16 protein-coding genes and 1 pseudogene are annotated in these 15,618 nt (G+C 53.5%); 8 read left to right on the top strand and 9 right to left on the bottom strand.

Annotated features, from left to right (window positions below):
- Positions 1-20: 20 nt before the first annotated feature.
- From METH11B_RS0123275 to METH11B_RS28090, 3 genes are read right to left on the bottom strand one after another with little or no spacing between them, the layout of a single operon-like run.
- Positions 21-434, bottom strand: a complete 414-nt coding sequence (locus METH11B_RS0123275; protein WP_020485519.1) for a roadblock/LC7 domain-containing protein — start codon at positions 432-434, stop codon at positions 21-23.
- A gap of 33 nt (positions 435-467) precedes the next feature.
- Positions 468-1,016 carry a V4R domain-containing protein gene (locus METH11B_RS0123270; protein WP_020485518.1) on the bottom strand — a complete coding sequence of 183 codons (549 nt, stop codon included), beginning with the start codon at positions 1,014-1,016 and terminating at the stop codon, positions 468-470.
- Between the two features lie 23 nt (positions 1,017-1,039).
- Positions 1,040-1,885: an OmpA family protein gene (locus tag METH11B_RS28090; RefSeq protein ID WP_026604095.1), complete on the bottom strand. Its 846-nt coding sequence runs from the start codon at positions 1,883-1,885 to the stop codon at positions 1,040-1,042.
- Positions 1,886-2,211: 326 nt separating this feature from the next.
- On the opposite strand from METH11B_RS28090, the gene METH11B_RS0123260 reads away from it, so the two are divergent.
- Complete coding sequence (locus METH11B_RS0123260) at positions 2,212-3,006, top strand: EAL domain-containing protein (RefSeq protein WP_026604094.1); 795 nt, start codon at positions 2,212-2,214, stop codon at positions 3,004-3,006.
- Between the two features lie 15 nt (positions 3,007-3,021).
- Here METH11B_RS0123260 and amrS read toward each other — a convergent pair whose 3' ends face one another.
- Positions 3,022-4,104 (bottom strand): AmmeMemoRadiSam system radical SAM enzyme, encoded by a 1,083-nt coding sequence (amrS, locus tag METH11B_RS0123255; protein WP_026604093.1) that lies wholly within the window; start codon positions 4,102-4,104, stop codon positions 3,022-3,024.
- A gap of 155 nt (positions 4,105-4,259) precedes the next feature.
- Here amrS and amrB point away from each other — a divergent pair, with 155 nt between their 5' ends.
- The 7 genes from amrB to METH11B_RS0123215 all read left to right on the top strand — a co-directional run bounded on the left by amrB (position 4,260) and on the right by METH11B_RS0123215 (position 12,228).
- Positions 4,260-5,039: an AmmeMemoRadiSam system protein B gene (gene amrB / locus METH11B_RS0123250; protein ID WP_026604092.1), complete on the top strand. Its 780-nt coding sequence runs from the start codon at positions 4,260-4,262 to the stop codon at positions 5,037-5,039.
- Positions 5,026-5,583, top strand: a complete 558-nt coding sequence (gene amrA / locus METH11B_RS0123245) for an AmmeMemoRadiSam system protein A (protein ID WP_026604091.1) — start codon at positions 5,026-5,028, stop codon at positions 5,581-5,583. The genes amrB and amrA overlap by 14 nt, the downstream gene beginning before the upstream one ends.
- A 204-nt stretch (positions 5,584-5,787) precedes the next feature.
- Complete coding sequence (gene zwf, locus METH11B_RS0123235; RefSeq protein WP_026604090.1) at positions 5,788-7,254, top strand: glucose-6-phosphate dehydrogenase; 1,467 nt, start codon at positions 5,788-5,790, stop codon at positions 7,252-7,254.
- 31 nt (positions 7,255-7,285) lie between these two features.
- The gene (gene pgl / locus METH11B_RS0123230; protein WP_026604089.1) at positions 7,286-7,996 is read left to right on the top strand and encodes a 6-phosphogluconolactonase; all 711 of its coding nucleotides are present in this window, start codon (positions 7,286-7,288) and stop codon (positions 7,994-7,996) included.
- 104 nt (positions 7,997-8,100) lie between these two features.
- Entirely contained in the window at positions 8,101-9,921 is a 1,821-nt protein-coding gene (gene edd / locus METH11B_RS0123225) for a phosphogluconate dehydratase (RefSeq protein ID WP_026604088.1), read from the top strand.
- 141 nt (positions 9,922-10,062) lie between these two features.
- Positions 10,063-11,508, top strand: coding sequence for a decarboxylating NADP(+)-dependent phosphogluconate dehydrogenase (gnd, locus tag METH11B_RS0123220; protein WP_026604087.1), 1,446 nt, complete (start codon positions 10,063-10,065; stop codon positions 11,506-11,508).
- Between the two features lie 90 nt (positions 11,509-11,598).
- Positions 11,599-12,228 carry a bifunctional 4-hydroxy-2-oxoglutarate aldolase/2-dehydro-3-deoxy-phosphogluconate aldolase gene (locus METH11B_RS0123215; RefSeq protein WP_020485508.1) on the top strand — a complete coding sequence of 210 codons (630 nt, stop codon included), beginning with the start codon at positions 11,599-11,601 and terminating at the stop codon, positions 12,226-12,228.
- Between the two features lie 53 nt (positions 12,229-12,281).
- Here the strand turns inward: METH11B_RS0123215 and METH11B_RS0123210 are convergent, their stop codons facing one another.
- The 5 genes and pseudogenes from METH11B_RS0123210 to METH11B_RS0123185 all read right to left on the bottom strand — a co-directional run bounded on the left by METH11B_RS0123210 (position 12,282) and on the right by METH11B_RS0123185 (position 15,501).
- Positions 12,282-12,695, bottom strand: coding sequence for a Dabb family protein (locus tag METH11B_RS0123210; protein ID WP_026604086.1), 414 nt, complete (start codon positions 12,693-12,695; stop codon positions 12,282-12,284).
- A gap of 49 nt (positions 12,696-12,744) precedes the next feature.
- Positions 12,745-13,758: a M48 family metallopeptidase gene (locus tag METH11B_RS0123205; RefSeq protein WP_026604085.1), complete on the bottom strand. Its 1,014-nt coding sequence runs from the start codon at positions 13,756-13,758 to the stop codon at positions 12,745-12,747.
- Positions 13,759-13,968, bottom strand: a pseudogene (locus METH11B_RS28085) (DUF898 family protein); the annotation flags it as partial. It abuts the gene before it with no gap.
- 129 nt (positions 13,969-14,097) lie between these two features.
- A complete protein-coding gene (locus METH11B_RS0123190; protein WP_026604083.1) occupies positions 14,098-14,463 on the bottom strand; it encodes a DUF7092 domain-containing protein in 366 nt (121 codons plus the stop codon).
- Complete coding sequence (locus METH11B_RS0123185) at positions 14,464-15,501, bottom strand: YjgN family protein (RefSeq protein WP_197026986.1); 1,038 nt, start codon at positions 15,499-15,501, stop codon at positions 14,464-14,466.
- Between the last annotated feature and the right edge of the window lie 117 nt (positions 15,502-15,618).

Raw genomic sequence — 15,618 nt, 5'->3', positions numbered from 1 at the left:
ATTCAGGCTCTAGGCAGCGGTTAATTGGCCAGATAACTGGTGAACAATTTTTTCAATACCGGAATGGTTTCTTTCAATTCAAACCGCACCCGCCCCAACAAGGCTTCCCGCTGGGTTACCAGAGCCAAAATGAAGCCCCCGTCAATCGGCGTGGATAAAATATAACCATCGTTGTTTTCGCAAATCACCATATTGGTCAAATGATGGCCGACGTGTTGCGCCGCTTTCGCCGCCGCGCCGAATACCACCTGCACGGAGGCGCCGATGGCGTCGGTGTTGATTTCGAAATCGCGGTGGATATGCGTGACAAAGCCGTCGCTGTCGACAATGGCCGCCGCCGATACGCCCTGGATGTTCATCAGATTACGCAAAATGGAATCGATTTCGTTGTTCTGAGATTTTCGCGGGTCGAGAAATTGGACATTACTACTCATGCTGCTCTCCTGATTCTTTTAATAATTATCAACCTACAGTAAATCGACGCGGATTAAACAAGTCTTGTCGCCCAGCGCATTGCACTTGGTTTCGGTCGCCTTCACATTGCGATTGAAAAAGGTTCTGACGATGCCGCCGACCATGCCGGCTTCGAAATGGCAGATAGGCGCGGAAACGTGATGAATGCCGGCGCAGGATACGCATTCGTCCACCCTTAACTCCAACACCCCCGCTGACAAGTCCACTTTATCCGGCACTACCAAGCCAATGCTGAGCTGTCGGCACAGCAATTTGATTTTGCCGACATAGGTTTCCAAATCCTTATCGATATTGGCGGCGGCAATCTGCCCCATGGCCAAGCCCAAACTCTGGCCGGAATGGTAAACCAGCGACGGCGCGCCCTGCCCTAATATGTCTTCCACGTTCGATCCCAGCGCCACCATGCGCAGAGCTTGAAACAAGCGGATTGGAATTAAGGGCCCCAAATCTTTGCGGTTTTCGATATCGAACTCGCCTGAAATAATGCCGTCGAGAATTTGCTGTTGGGCTATCTGATAGTCTGATTTACTGTTTTGTATCATGGCGTCTACCCTCTTCAATTCGGTTAATTATCCACACACTGCAATTCGACCCGACGATTTAAGGCCTGGCCCTCTTTGGTATCGTTCGGCGCCGCCGGTTTTCTCATGCCCTCCGATGCGGTGAAGATGGCTGTTGAGCCGATACCTTTGGCGATCAACAGTTTTTTAACGGCATTGGCCCGCGTCAAGCCCAACTGTAAGTTGGCGGCATCGCTACCCAAATTGCAGGTATGCCCGATCAGCTTTATCCGCTTCTGGCAGCCTTTGGCCGCGCTCAATAGTTCGTTGCCGCTATTAGCTGATTCCGGCGTCAATTTGCTGGAATCGAATTTGAAATACACGGTAAAAGGCGTCGTGACAGAGGTTTGCGCAGCGGTATCCGGTGACGCTTTGGGAATACCCGCCGCTGTCGGTTCGGTGGGTAACTCAGGCAAAGCATCAGGGGTCTGAATGTCAGCATCGCCGGCGGCCGCCTGTTGCGCGTTTTGATTTGCTGCAAGCGCGTGATCCGATTTAGCCTCGGCAACCATTGTTGGAGCCGCTTCGGCTGGGGGCTGCGGCGCTGGGGTATCAGTATTTTCCGCGGCTACAAGCGGCTCTGACGCCGGGCTTTTGACTGCCGTTGCCTGATTATTTAGGGCTGCGGCCTGGGTAACGGCTTCCGGCTTTTGCGTTAAATCCGGCACAAATACCGCAAGCAAGGCCAGTGAACCAATCACACCAAGCAACCATGGCACATTGCTGTGCATAGGCTTTTTTAGGGTTTTGTCTGATTTGCCTTGCGGATTGCCGGATTTAAGCCGCGCTTTGTCCGTAGACGGAATGATGCCATCCAGGCCGTCGTGATCGAGTGATCGAGGTTTTTTCATGGAATTCCCTTAAGTTCCGTTTGCCAAGCCTGCTGAATATTTGCAGGGACAGTGTGAGCAGGCACCGACTTAAATTTGTTGGACTATCATATGCAAGTTTCCACGCATAATCAAAGTTCATGCTGGTTCAAATAATTAAATCTTAGGATTTGACACTTAACTACTTAAGTGAATCCTGAAATCAAGCTGATCCAGTAGCCTCAAAAGCTTGCGAATTAAACATTTATTCCAATGAACTTCGCTACACTTGATAATTATGACCGCAAAGAACGCCCCCGCTTAAGCAAGGATGGCTAACATCCTGATATCGATTTCGAGAATACGCTATGCCAGAAAAAACCGCGCCAAATTCCCCGCAAGCCCACACCAGTAACGACCTACCCGGTTGCAACCGTTGCCGAGACTTGGAGGAACTGGATTTCGACTTTAGTTTTGCCTATCAACCCATCGTCAATTTTTTTGCCCGAACCATTTTTGCTCACGAAGCCCTGGTGCGCGGCGTTAACGGCGAATCGGCCGCATCGATATTAGGCAAAGTGACCGATGCCAACCGCTATCGCTTCGACCAAAACTGCCGGATTAAAGCTGTGGAAGGCGCAGCGAGATTGGGTATCCAAGAATTTGTGTCGATTAATTTCATGCCGAATGCCGTTTACCAACCCGAAGCCTGCATCCGTTCAACTTTTGAGGCTGCGCAACGCTACAATTTTTCCAAAGACCGCATCATCTTCGAAGTGGTCGAGGGCGAGGATGTGTCCGACCGTCCGCATTTAATCGATATATTCACCGAATACCGGCGCTTCGGGTTTAAAACCGCAATCGACGATTTCGGCGCGGGCTACGCCGGCCTGAACCTGCTCGCCGAATTCCAGCCGGATGTACTGAAACTGGACATGGATTTAGTACGCGACATCAATCTCAGTAAGCCCAAGCAGGCGATTGTCGCCGGGGTTGTGCAAATCTGCCGCGAACTCGGCATTGAAGTGCTGGCGGAAGGCATTGAAACCAAGGCCGAGCGCGATTTTCTGTTGGCCTGCGGCGTCACGTTATTTCAAGGTTACTTATTCTGCAAACCGACATTTCAGGCTATCGGCCAAATCAATGCGGATGCCTGGTCTTAGCAGTAAATCAGCCAATTAAAGCCTTACCGCCTGGCGTTTAGCGCCCCAATCGCCCGGTAAGGGATTGAATACGCCCGCGCAGGAACTACCGCAAAACCGGCAATTGCCGGCGGCATCCAAATTCCAATCCGACAACTCATACCAATCGCGACCGATCAAAATTTTGCCGCAACTATGGCAATAAGTGCTCTCTGCCGACTTGTCGTGAACATTGCCGACATAGGCGTAACGCACGCCGTTTTTCAAGGCAATGCTGCGCGCCAGCAATAATGTGGATCGCGGCGTGGGCGGTGTATCCGTCATTTTCCAATCCGGATGGAACGCAGTGAAATGCATGGGTACATCCGATCCCAAATGTTCCACCACCCATTGCGTCATGGCTTCCAATTCCGTCTCGGAATCGTTTGCGCCGGGAATCAGCAACGTAGTCAACTCCAACCAGACCGGGGTTTCATGTTTTAAATATTGCAGCGTTTCCAGTACCGCTTGCAAATGGCCACCGGTGATCTTGTGATAAAAATCTTCGGAAAATGCTTTTAGATCGACATTGGCGGCATCCATGTAGCGATAAAACTCGGCGCGCGGCTCTGCACAGACATAGCCGGCCGTAACCGTCACAGACTTCAATCCCAGCTCCCGGCAGGCTTGAGCCGTGTCGATAGCGTATTCGTGGAAAATCACCGGATCGTTGTAGGTATAGGCGACGCTGCTGCAACCATGTTCCAAAGCGGCCCTGGCTATTGCTTCCGGCGCTGCCCGGCTCATCAAGGTGTCCATTTCCCGCGACTTGCTGATGTCCCAATTCTGGCAAAACTTGCAGGCCAAATTGCAGCCGGCGGTACCGAAGGAAAAAATCGGCGTGCCGGGTAAAAAATGGTTTAGCGGCTTTTTCTCGATAGGATCGATAGCAAAACCGCTGGAACGACCGTAGCTGGTCATCACGATTTGCCCGTCCAAATTCTGGCGCACAAAACACAAGCCACGTTGGCCTTCATGCAATTTGCAAAAGCGCGGACACAAGTCGCACTGCACCTTGCCGTCCGCCAAGACATGCCAATAACGGGTGGCTGCGGTATCCGCGCTGAGTAAAGTAGTCATGGCGATGCTCCTTGAACCCCAAGCATAAAATCGGGTCGTTATCTGCAAGAGTTAGCAGTAGAATAAACCCTGGGCGAGCGTGGTATTCAATTTTTTGATAGGCCACGGTCCGCCCGGCCTCTGATCGTATTAAAACTTTAAAAAAGGATCAGCGCATGAACAGAAAACCCGCCGTGGCAGGACGGTTTTATCCTGCCCACCCCCAACAGCTCCATGACGCGGTGTCCGGCTATTTACAGGACGTCAGCCCAATCGGCAAAGTACCCAAAGCCATGATCGTACCGCATGCCGGCTATATGTATTCCGGACCGATAGCCGCTACCGCTTATGCCCGTTTAAAGCCGGCCGCTGCCAGCATTACCCGCGTGGTATTGATTGGCCCCTCGCATCGCGTGGCGTTTCGCGGTCTGGCTGTCAGTAGAACCCACGCTTACACCACACCGCTCGGCGATGTCGAGGTAGATAAAGCCGCCATCGAAGCCTTATTGAATTTGCCGTTTGTCGAATACATTGAACAAGCCCACACCCTGGAACATAGCCTGGAAGTACATCTGCCGTTTTTACAGGCCGTGTTACAGCAATTCACTTTGGTCCCCATCGTGGCCGGCGACGCCAGTCCCGAGCAAGTCAGTCAGGCGCTGGAGCTGTTGTGGGGCGGCGATGAAACCTTACTGGTCATCAGCTCGGACCTAAGCCATTATCACGACTACGACACCGCCAAACGCCTGGACCAAGCGACCAGCCGAATGATAGAGCATTTGCAATACACCGAAATCTGCGGCGAGGCCGCCTGCGGCAAGGTACCGGTCAACGGCTTGTTGAAACTACTGAAACAAAAAGGCCTGTCTATTAAAACCATAGATCTGCGCAATTCCGGCGACACGGCCGGCGACAAACAGCAAGTCGTGGGGTACGGTGCCTATGTCGTTGACTAAAACCTTGCAAAGTCGGTTGCTGGAACTAGCCCGGCAATCCATAGCCCACGGCCTGCAAACCGGTCGGCCGTTACCGGTCGATTTGGAGAGCTATCCAGCGGAATTACGCGAAATCTGCGCGACTTTCGTCACGCTGGAACGCCGCGGCCAATTGCGCGGTTGTATCGGCATGCTGGAAGCAGTAAGGCCTTTGGTGGAAGATGTAGCGGAAAACGCCTTTGCGGCCGCTTTCCGGGATCGGCGTTTTCCGCCGCTGGCTGCCGAGGAACTGGCCGATCTTGATCTGCATATTTCCGTACTTAGCCCCGCCGTCGCGATGAAATTCGCTTCGGAAGCGGATCTAATCGTGCAACTTCGCCCCGGCATCGACGGCATCATCTTGCAGGAAGGCGGCCGGCGCGGCACTTTCCTGCCCTCGGTATGGGACGATTTACCCGATCCCGCCCAGTTTTTACAACACCTAAAACAAAAGGCCGGCTTACCCGCCGCCTATTGGTCGGACACGATGCAAGCCTATCGTTATACCACCGAGATGTTCGGCTAATAAGCAACCGTTTCGTGCGCCACCAACCCAAGTAAATCCGGCCCTGGCGGCCTTTGATCTTGTTCCGAACCGGCAACGAACATTATAATAGCGGCATTTTCGACTGATCCGGGCCCAGAGTTTCCTGCAACGTGCGTTTATTTTGCGCGCTGAAATCGACATGCCAAAGCCGATCAACCCTCTTCTTCATTCCTGGTATCACTGATGAAAAATCAAAATTACAAACCTTGCGACCTGGTGATTTACGGCGCATTGGGTGATCTATCGAAACGAAAGTTACTGATTTCGTTGTATCGTCTGGAAAAATCCAATTTGCTGGAAGCCGATACCCGCATTATCGGCGTTGATCGACTGGAGGAAACCAGCGAAGGCTTCGTCCAAATTGCTCATAACAGCCTGAAATCGTTCTTACACAAAGAGATAAACCCCGAAATCTGGGGCCGGCTGTCGCAAAGATTATCGTATCTGAAAATCGACCTGACTCAACCGGAACAATATCTACAGTTGAATGCCGCAGTTGATCCGGAAAAGCGGGTGATGGTCAACTATTTCGCCGTGGCGCCGTTTCTATTCAAAAGCATTTGCCAGGGCCTGCAAAGTTGCGGCGTATTGACCGCCGAATCGCGGATGGTCATGGAAAAACCCATCGGCCATGACCTGAAATCGTCCAAGGAAATTAACGATGTCGTCGAAGAAGTATTCCAGGAAGATCAGGTCTACCGTATCGACCATTACCTGGGCAAAGAAACGGTATTGAACCTGCTGGCCCTGCGTTTCGCCAATTCCATTTTTACCACCAACTGGAACCACAACACCATCGACCATATTCAGATCACAGTGGGCGAGGATATTGGCATCGAAGGCCGCTGGGAATATTTTGATAAAACCGGCCAGCTGCGCGACATGCTGCAAAACCATTTGCTGCAGATTCTGACCTTCGTGGCGATGGAGCCGCCGGCCGATCTGGAAGCGGAAAGCATCCATATGGAAAAAATCAAGGTATTAAAAGCCTTACGGCCGATTACTGCGCGCAACGTCGAAGAGAAAACCGTACGCGGCCAATATACCGCCGGTTTCATCAAAGGCTCGGCGGTGCCGGGTTACCTGGAAGAGGAAGGTGCCAACAAAGAAAGCACCACCGAAAGCTTCGTGGCGATTCGGGTGGACATCGACAACTGGCGCTGGGCCGGCGTGCCGTTTTATATGCGTACCGGCAAGCGGATGCCCAATAAGCGTACCGAAATCGTCGTCAACTTCAAGCAGTTGCCGCATAACATCTTCAAGGACAGCTTCCGCGATTTGCCGGCCAACAAACTGGTGATCCATTTACAGCCCAACGAAGGCGTGGACGTGGTGATGCTGAATAAGGTGCCTGGCATAGACGGCAACATCAAATTGCAACAAACCAAGCTGGACTTGAGTTTCTCGGAAACCTTCAAGAAGAACAGCATCTTCGGCGGCTATGAAAAACTGATTCTGGAAGCCCTGCGCGGCAACCCGACGCTGTTTTTAAGCCGCGAGGAAATCGAACAAGCCTGGGCCTGGGTCGATTCGATCCAAGATGCCTGGGAACAAAGCCACAGCGCTCCAAAATCTTACCCGGCGGGCAGCTGGGGGCCGATTGCCTCAGTGGCATTATTGGCCCGCGACGGCCGCTCCTGGGAAGAGTAATCAATCTGTATCCATCACGAGAACAACGAACATGGTTAGAGAATTTTTTTTCGAACAACGTAGTCACCTGTTTACCGCCTTGGTCGCCGAATGCCAGGATGTTTTATCCGAAGCCGTCAGCAAACACGGTCAAGCGACTTTATTAGTATCTGGCGGCACTACCCCTGCCCCGCTTTACGAAGCTTTGTCCAAATCCGATTTGAATTGGAAAAAAATCAAGGTGGCATTGGTGGACGAACGCTGGGTGGATAATCAACACAGCGCCAGCAACGAGGCATTAATCCGCCGCAGTCTGCTGATCAACAACGCCAAAAACGTCGAGTTTATCGGTATGAAAACCCTGGCTAGCACAGCCAAACAAGGCCAAGCCGAAACCGAAGACCGCTACGCCAAACTGCCGCAGCCTTTCACGCTGAGCATCGTCGGCATGGGACCGGACGGTCATACCGCCTCGCTGTTTCCGCACGCCGAAGGTCTGGCCGATGCGTTAAGCGAGGACAATCAAAATCTGACCGCAGCCATCACCGCCATTCAGAGCGAAGTGACCGGCCCCAATACGGAACGCCTGACCTTGACCCGCAGCGCCTTATTAAAGTCAGAACGCATCGTTATTTTGTTCACCGGCGAAGATAAGTTGGCGGTATTCAACAGCGCCCAGAAACCGGGTCCGTTAGAGGACATGCCGATCCGGGCCTTATTGAATCAGGAAGACGTGCCGGTGGAATTGTATTGGGCACCTTAGTCGCTTAATTTTAGGGTGGGTTAGACGCGCATAACCACTTACTCTCGATTCCAAAACGCCGTTCGGCGCGTCGACACCACCCCATCTGCTGCCCTGGAGAGCTTATGCATCCTGTTTTAGAAAAAGTGACCGCCGACGTGGTGGAACGTAGCCGAGAAAGCCGCGCTGCCTATCTGGCCCGCATTGATGCCGCTATTGCCAACGGCCCTCAACGCACCAACCTGCCTTGCGCGAATCTGGCCCACGGTTTTGCCGTGTGTTCAGCGGCTGAAAAAGACGCCCTGTCGCATGCCGTGAAAGCCAACGTCGGCATTATCTCCGCCTACAACGACATGCTGTCGGCGCACGAACCGTATCAACACTATCCGGAATTGATTAAGCAGGCCGTACGCGAAGCCGGCGGTGTCGCCCAATTTGCCGGCGGCGTACCAGCGATGTGCGACGGCGTGACGCAAGGCATGCCGGGCATGGAGTTATCACTGTTCAGCCGCGACGTCATCGCGCTCTCCACCGCTATCGGCTTGAGCCACAACATGTTCGACGCCGCCCTGTATTTGGGCGTGTGCGACAAAATCGTGCCCGGCTTGCTGATCGGCGCCTTGAGCTTCGGCCATCTGCCGGCCGTTTTTGTACCCGCCGGCCCGATGACCACCGGCATCTCCAACAAGGAAAAATCCCGCACTCGGCAAAAGTTCGCCGAAGGCAAAGTCGGCGAAAAAGAACTGCTGGAATCGGAATCCAAGGCTTACCATAGCCCCGGTACCTGCACGTTCTACGGCACCGCCAACAGTAACCAGATGATGGTGGAAATCATGGGCTTGCACTTGCCCGGCAGTTCCTTCGTCAACCCATATACCCCGTTGCGCGACGAACTGACCAAGGCTGCCGCCAAACAAGTGTTGAAATTCACCGCGCTGGGTGACGACTTCCGGCCGATTGCTCACGTCGTCAACGAAAAAGCCATCATCAACGCGATTATCGGCTTGCTGGCCACCGGCGGCTCGACCAATCACACCATCCATTTGATCGCCATCGCCCGCGCGGCGGGCATTATCATCAACTGGGACGATTTCGATAATCTGTCAAAAGCCATCCCGTTATTGACCAAGATTTATCCGAACGGCCCGGCCGACGTCAATCAGTTCCAGGCCGCCGGCGGCATGGGTTTATTGATCCAGGAATTGCTCGAGCATGGTTTATTGCACGGTGACATTCTGACCATCGGCGACCAGCGCGGCATGGCTCAATACAGCCAAGTGCCCACTTTGAACGGCGACAAACTGGTTTGGGAGCGAGGGCCTGCCAGCTCACTGGACCCGGAAGTGATTAGCAGCGTAGAACAACCCTTCGCTACGGGTGGCGGTCTGCATGTGATGCACGGCAACCTGGGCCGCGGCGTATCGAAAATTTCCGCTGTTGCGGAAAAACATCAGGTAGTGACTGCGCCAGCGATGGTCTTCGATGACCAATTGGACGTGGTAGCGGCCTTTAAACGCGGCGAACTGGAAAAAGACGTGATCGTAGTGCTGCGCTTCCAGGGCCCGAAAGCCAACGGCATGCCGGAATTGCATAAACTGACCCCGGTGCTGGGCGTATTGCAAGACCGCGGCTTTCATGTCGCCTTGGTCACGGACGGCAGAATGTCCGGCGCGTCCGGCAAGGTGCCGTCGGCGATCCACATGTGGCCGGAATGCATAGACGGCGGTCCGCTGGCTAAAGTCCGCGACGGCGACATCATTGCCTTAAACACCCAAACCGGCGAAGTCAACGTCCAAGTGGATCAAGCCGAATTCGATGCCCGGGTGCCGACTCCGAACAGCGCTACCGGCCACCATTTCGGCATGGGCCGCGAACTGTTTGGCGCAATGCGAGCAAACGCATCCACCTCGGAAACCGGGGCGACTAATCTGTTTTTCGTGGACTGATATTCATACGTTTTAAGCAATGCCGTCTTAGTTTCACTTTGCCAAATCCGTCCTTCCACGGAAGGACGTCTTTCTTGAAACCAGAATTAAGCAACATTGTGTCATAACCCCACAACGACAACGTTTACAGTAGGCAAGCACATGAAAGCAAATATCGGTTTAATCGGCCTGGCCGTCATGGGACAAAATTTGGTCCTGAACATGAACGACCACGGATTCAAAGTGGCGGTGTATAACCGCACGACCAGCAAAGTCGATGAGTTTCTCGACGGCCCGGCTAAAAACACCCAAGTCATTGGCACGCATTCCCTGGAACAGTTGGTCAATAGCCTGGAATCGCCGCGCAAGGTGATGTTAATGGTCAAGGCCGGTACTGTCGTCGATCAATACATCGACGACTTGCTGCCCTTGCTGTCAGCCGGCGACATCATCATCGACGGCGGCAATTCGCTGTTTACCGACACCAACCGCCGCACTCAATATTTGCAGGAAAAAGGCTTACTCTACGTAGGCACCGGCGTATCCGGCGGGGAAGAAGGCGCCCGGCACGGTCCGTCTATCATGCCCGGCGGTAACCAAGCAGCCTGGCCGGCGGTTAAGCCGATTTTTCAGGCGATCAGCGCCCATGTCGACGGCGACCCCTGCTGCGAATGGGTAGGCGATAACGGCGCCGGCCACTACGTAAAAATGGTGCATAACGGCATCGAGTACGGCGACATGCAGCTGATATGCGAAGCGTATCAATTGTTGGCCGAAGGGCTGAACTTAAGCACCGATGAAATGCAGGCAATTTTCGCCGAGTGGAATCAAGGCGAATTAAGCTCTTATTTGATCGAAATCACCGCCAACATCCTGGCTTACAAAGAAGACAACGGCCAACCCTTGCTGAACAGCATTCTGGATACCGCCGGCCAAAAAGGCACCGGCAAATGGACCGGCATCAATGCGCTGGACCTAGGTATCCCGCTGACACTGATCGGCGAATCTGTCTTTGCCCGCTGTTTGTCCGCGCAAAAAGACGAGCGCATCCGCGCAGCCAAAGCCTTGCCGAAAACCAGCGCCAGCTTTAGCGGCGACAAAGCGGCGATGATTCAGGCTATCCGCCAAGCCTTATACGCTTCGAAAATCATTTCCTACGCACAAGGTTTTCGGCTGATGCGCGAAGCCGCCAAGGAATACAAACTGGCGCTGAATTACGGCGAGATTGCCTTGATGTGGCGCGGCGGCTGTATCATTCGTAGCCAATTTCTGAACGACATCAAACAGGCTTACCAGCAAAACCCCGATCTGGAAAACTTGCTGCTGGCCGATTTCTTCGTCGATGCCATGAAACAAGCCGAAGCGGGCTGGCGCCAAGCCGTGATACTGGGCATACAATTGGGCATTCCAACGCCGGCCTTCTCGTCTGCCTTGGCCTATTTTGACGGCTACCGCACCGAAAGACTGCCAGCCAATCTGCTGCAAGCACAAAGAGACTATTTCGGCGCGCACTCGTATGAACGTACCGACCGACCCAGAGGCGAGTTTTTTCATACCGACTGGACCGGACACGGCGGCAAAACCGCATCGACAACCTATACGGTTTAAGGCTAAGGCATTAGACCGTTACTGTTTTGTCAAACACGCACGCTTAACGGCGTGGGTTTTCCAAGCACCATCACATTAGGAAAATAAGAAATGACCGTATCAATAAAAGAAGTCATGACCACCTCGCCGGTAATGCCGGTGATGGTAATCAATCAACTCGATCAAGCCGTGCCTTTGGCCCGCGCATTGGTGGAAGGCGGATTAAAAGTATTGGAAATCACCTTGCGCACGCCGGTAGCACTGGATGCCATCCGCCGCATCAAAGCCGAAGTACCGGGCGCAATTGTCGGTGCCGGCACCATTATCAATACCCAAACGCTGAAAAACGCCATTGATGCCGGCGCAGAATTCATCGTCAGCCCAGGCGTCACGGACAGTTTGCTGGATGCGGCTCTGGCTTCCGGCGTACCGATTTTGCCCGGCGTCATCACCCCCAGCGAAGTAATGCGTTTGATGGACAGAGGCATTACCGCGATGAAGTTTTTCCCGGCCGAAGCGGCGGGCGGCATCCCGATGCTGAAATCCATCGGCGGCCCCTTGCCGCAAGTGACCTTCTGCCCGACCGGCGGCGTCAATCCGAAAAACGCGGTGGAATATCTGGCGCTAAGCAATGTCGCCTGCGTGGGCGGCTCGTGGATGGCACCATCCGAACTGGTCGATGCCGGCGATTGGGCGGAAATTACCCGCCGCGCCGCGGAAGCCTCCGCTTTGAAAAAATAGACTACAGAGTCGGGTTGCGGCCAGCGCCCAACCCGACTCAAACTTGCTCGGTATCATTCAATAAAATCGTAAACCCTATACTTATCCACTAAGGGCCGCAGCACCTGTTGCGCCACGCGCAGATAGTCCGGATTTTTTAAAAACGCCTCGTAAGCCTGCTGACTTTCGTAAACGCTGGATATCGCCACATCATAGCTTTCATCTAACGCAGCATTCGTTCGTCCACGATTAATCGCCGCCGGTGTACCGACATCGTAAGCCAGCACGCCCGGCAATTTAGCCAAGCCTGCACTGTCTTGAATATATTGTTGCCGCAGTTTTTCATCACCAGCCTGTTTCAACCAGACTATGACCACGTGATGCACTTTGCGATTTTGCGCCTGCTGGTCTGGCTTGGCAGTATAGGCACAGCCGGTTCCGCCGGCTGCCAGTAGCCCCACCAGCGCTAGGACATAAAGACGTTTCATGGTTTTTTGTTCTCCTGATACATATCAATTAATCCGGCTGCCGAGCATGTTACAAGCCGCGCAAGCGCTTGATCCGTTCCTCGGTGTTGGGATGGCTGGATAAATAATCCAGCGCTTCAACCGACTCTACCGGCTGTTTCGGCGCCGCGGTTTGGTGAGCCGCCTCCAGTTTTTCCAATATATCGGCCAGCCGGCTAACCGGAATACCGTTAGCGCGCAACAATTCGGCGGAAAAAGCATCGGCCCGGCGTTCGAAATCGCGCGAATAGCGGGTTTGTAATAATACGGTCGGCGCGACGGCCAGCAGACTACTGACATCGCCAATGTACCAAGCCATCGCCAAACCGACCACGGAAGCCTGTAACATTTGTCGCAAGGCATGTTTTTCATGAACATGACCCATTTCATGGGCCAGAACCGCCAAAATTTCTTGGTCGTTACTTGCCAAATTCACCAAGTCATCAAGTACAAGTACGCTGCCGCCGGGCAAAGCGAAGGCGTTGGCGCCCAATGTCGGGCTAGCGCGAAATTCAATGTGCGCCGGACGGTCCTGACCCGGAGGCAAGACCAGGCGCTGCATGCCATCCTGAACGGTGTGCCGACGTTCCTCGGCTAGTTTACTGGGCATCAACAAGGTTTGATCGAGGCTGGCGAAAAACTGATTATCCATCCGCTCCAGCAGATAAACCGGCACCCGGTCAGCCACGACCCGCGCCGCATAAGGCAGTCCAAACAAATACACAACCGCAAGCAGGCTCAAAGTTAGCAGCAGCGCCGCCAACGCATACCACCAGCTATTCTCCATACCGGCCACCGCACTATTACCTGCATCCTGCAACATCTCGGCAAAGCCTTGCCGATCGGCCACTTCGCAACGGCCGCCGTCTGCGAACAAAATCAGGCGCGGCGTGCTGCCGAGCGGCGGCGGAATTTTCAGACTGGCTAAATCTTCACGACGGACAATGTCCCGGCCCTGCAACAACAGTTTGTCGCCCTCCACACAGAGGGTAACCGGATGCGGCCGGGCTTGCCGCCCGTCGTAGTACACAGCCGTGAGCCACATTTACAAGGCAATATCGAAATCAAACATCTCAGCCATTTCCTCGCCGGCGGCGGAAGTATTGGTTTGCACACCGGCTACACACTCGTCGATGCTCCCGCGCGTTAATAGTGCGACGCACTCGATGCGATACAGCGCCAAGCGAATAGCGGCAAACTGCTTGTACAAGCCCAAAGTCCACAGTACATTACCAAACATAATACCCACCATCTCCCGCGCCCCAAACCGGGCCTAAAAACCAAGCGGTCCAAATTGCATGTTATTTCTGACTAAGTTCTGCGAACGCGCCGCGACGCAGGGATAGGCCAGTAAAAACAAGGCCAGATAAGTACCCCAAAACACTCATCGCATCCACATGATGTGCAGAGTCACATGCTGCAGAGCAAACAAATACAACGCGACAAGCAGACTCAAAGTTAACAACAACACTGCCAACGCATACCACCAGCTATTTTCCATACCGGCCAGTGCTCTATCCGGCAACATCTCGGCAAAACCTTGCCGATCGGCAACTTCGCAACGGCCGCCGTCGGCGAACAAAATCAGGCGCGGCGTGCTGCCGAGCGGCGGCGGAATTTTCAGACTGGTTAAATCTTCACGACGGACAATGTCCCGGCCCTGCAACAACAGTTTGTCGCCCTCCACGCAGAGCGTGACAGGATGTGGCCGGGCTTGCCGCCCGTCGTAGTACACAGCCGTGAGCCACATTTACAAGGCAATATCGAAATCAAACATCTCAGCCATCTCGTCGCCCGCCGCCGAGCTATTGATCTGCAAACCGGCCACAAAATCGTCAATGCTGCCCTGTGGCAACAAGGCCACGTGTTCGATGCGATAACGCGCCAAACGTATGTCGGCAAACGGCTTGTAAAGCCCCAAGGTCAACAAAGTCAACAGTACATTACCAAACATGATGCCTAGCATCTCCCGCGCGCGCAACTGGGCCTGAAAACCATGCGGCCCCAATTGTGTGTTATTCCAGACCAAATTCTGCAAACGCGCCGCGACGTAGGGATAAGCCAGTAAAAACAAGGCCAAATAGGTGCCTATCGAGGCTACCAATACACTCATCGCCACCAATTGTTCTGCCTCTACCGGGATCAACTCCTTGCTGCCAAGCAACATGACGCTGGCCATCAGGCCGGCAAACACCAGCACGCCTATGAATATCGTCATCAGATAGATGCGGTAGTAAGCGCTGGTAGTAGCGAAGAATTTAAAAAATTCGCTGCCATACGTGCTGTTTTCACGGATATAACGGGCCATGCGCTGCTGCGCCAGCGGCCACAGCAAGCCTAAGGTCAACGCCGATAACACCGGCAATAGCAGAAAATTGAAATACGCCGCGCCGGTGCTACCATGAAAGGCAAAACGTAAGCCCCGATAACTGGTGTTATGCATTCTAAAACGGAGCGAACGCATCAACAGCCAGGGCATCACCGATACGATCACCAGCAAAATGGCCAAGCCTGCAACCTGATCGAATTTACCGACCAAGGTATAACAAGCAAACAATAGAAAAGCGACGATGCGTCCTTTCAAGATCGCCTTAGGATCGCCGTGGTAATCAAAACTCGCACCGGCCAGCGTGGTGTGCCGGTAAAAATATTGATTACGTTTGACTTTGGCCCAGGCCGAATAAATGCCCAGGGTGACGATACTCAAGCAGACGTTGACGATCCAAATCCGGAAATACTCGCCACCGCGACCGCTGAATTGCAACTGCCGTGATTGATATTCTGTCATTTCCATCCTCATTTTAGGTTTTTCCGTTGCAAGCATAGTGCATCGCCGGTATCTAACAACAAAAACGAGTGCGGATAACACACGCTAGTCATTGGCCGGCTTTTGCAAACGCGGTAA

This window comes from Methylomonas sp. 11b (genome assembly GCF_000515215.1).
Classification (GTDB): domain Bacteria; phylum Pseudomonadota; class Gammaproteobacteria; order Methylococcales; family Methylomonadaceae; genus Methylomonas.
Note: the sequence above shows the minus strand (reverse complement) of the source record. Positions and strands in the feature narration are given on the sequence as shown.

Bases quoted from the DNA above. Each gene is read 5' to 3' on its own strand.
- amrS (WP_026604093.1), bottom strand. From the start codon at position 4,104: ATGACTACTTTACTCAGCGCGGATACCGCAGCCACCCGTTATTGGCAT.
- edd (WP_026604088.1), top strand. From the start codon at position 8,101: ATGCATCCTGTTTTAGAAAAAGTGACCGCCGACGTGGTGGAACGTAGC.
- METH11B_RS0123185 (WP_197026986.1), bottom strand. From the start codon at position 15,501: ATGACAGAATATCAATCACGGCAGTTGCAATTCAGCGGTCGCGGTGGC.
- amrB (WP_026604092.1), top strand. From the start codon at position 4,260: ATGAACAGAAAACCCGCCGTGGCAGGACGGTTTTATCCTGCCCACCCC.
- METH11B_RS28090 (WP_026604095.1), bottom strand. From the start codon at position 1,885: ATGAAAAAACCTCGATCACTCGATCACGACGGCCTGGATGGCATCATT.
- METH11B_RS0123215 (WP_020485508.1), top strand. From the start codon at position 11,599: ATGACCGTATCAATAAAAGAAGTCATGACCACCTCGCCGGTAATGCCG.
- pgl (WP_026604089.1), top strand. From the start codon at position 7,286: ATGGTTAGAGAATTTTTTTTCGAACAACGTAGTCACCTGTTTACCGCC.
- METH11B_RS0123205 (WP_026604085.1), bottom strand. From the start codon at position 13,758: ATGTGGCTCACGGCTGTGTACTACGACGGGCGGCAAGCCCGGCCGCAT.
- METH11B_RS0123275 (WP_020485519.1), bottom strand. From the start codon at position 434: ATGAGTAGTAATGTCCAATTTCTCGACCCGCGAAAATCTCAGAACAAC.
- METH11B_RS0123210 (WP_026604086.1), bottom strand. From the start codon at position 12,695: ATGAAACGTCTTTATGTCCTAGCGCTGGTGGGGCTACTGGCAGCCGGC.
- METH11B_RS0123190 (WP_026604083.1), bottom strand. From the start codon at position 14,463: ATGTGGCTCACGGCTGTGTACTACGACGGGCGGCAAGCCCGGCCACAT.
- zwf (WP_026604090.1), top strand. From the start codon at position 5,788: ATGAAAAATCAAAATTACAAACCTTGCGACCTGGTGATTTACGGCGCA.
- amrA (WP_026604091.1), top strand. From the start codon at position 5,026: ATGTCGTTGACTAAAACCTTGCAAAGTCGGTTGCTGGAACTAGCCCGG.
- METH11B_RS0123260 (WP_026604094.1), top strand. From the start codon at position 2,212: ATGCCAGAAAAAACCGCGCCAAATTCCCCGCAAGCCCACACCAGTAAC.
- gnd (WP_026604087.1), top strand. From the start codon at position 10,063: ATGAAAGCAAATATCGGTTTAATCGGCCTGGCCGTCATGGGACAAAAT.
- METH11B_RS0123270 (WP_020485518.1), bottom strand. From the start codon at position 1,016: ATGATACAAAACAGTAAATCAGACTATCAGATAGCCCAACAGCAAATT.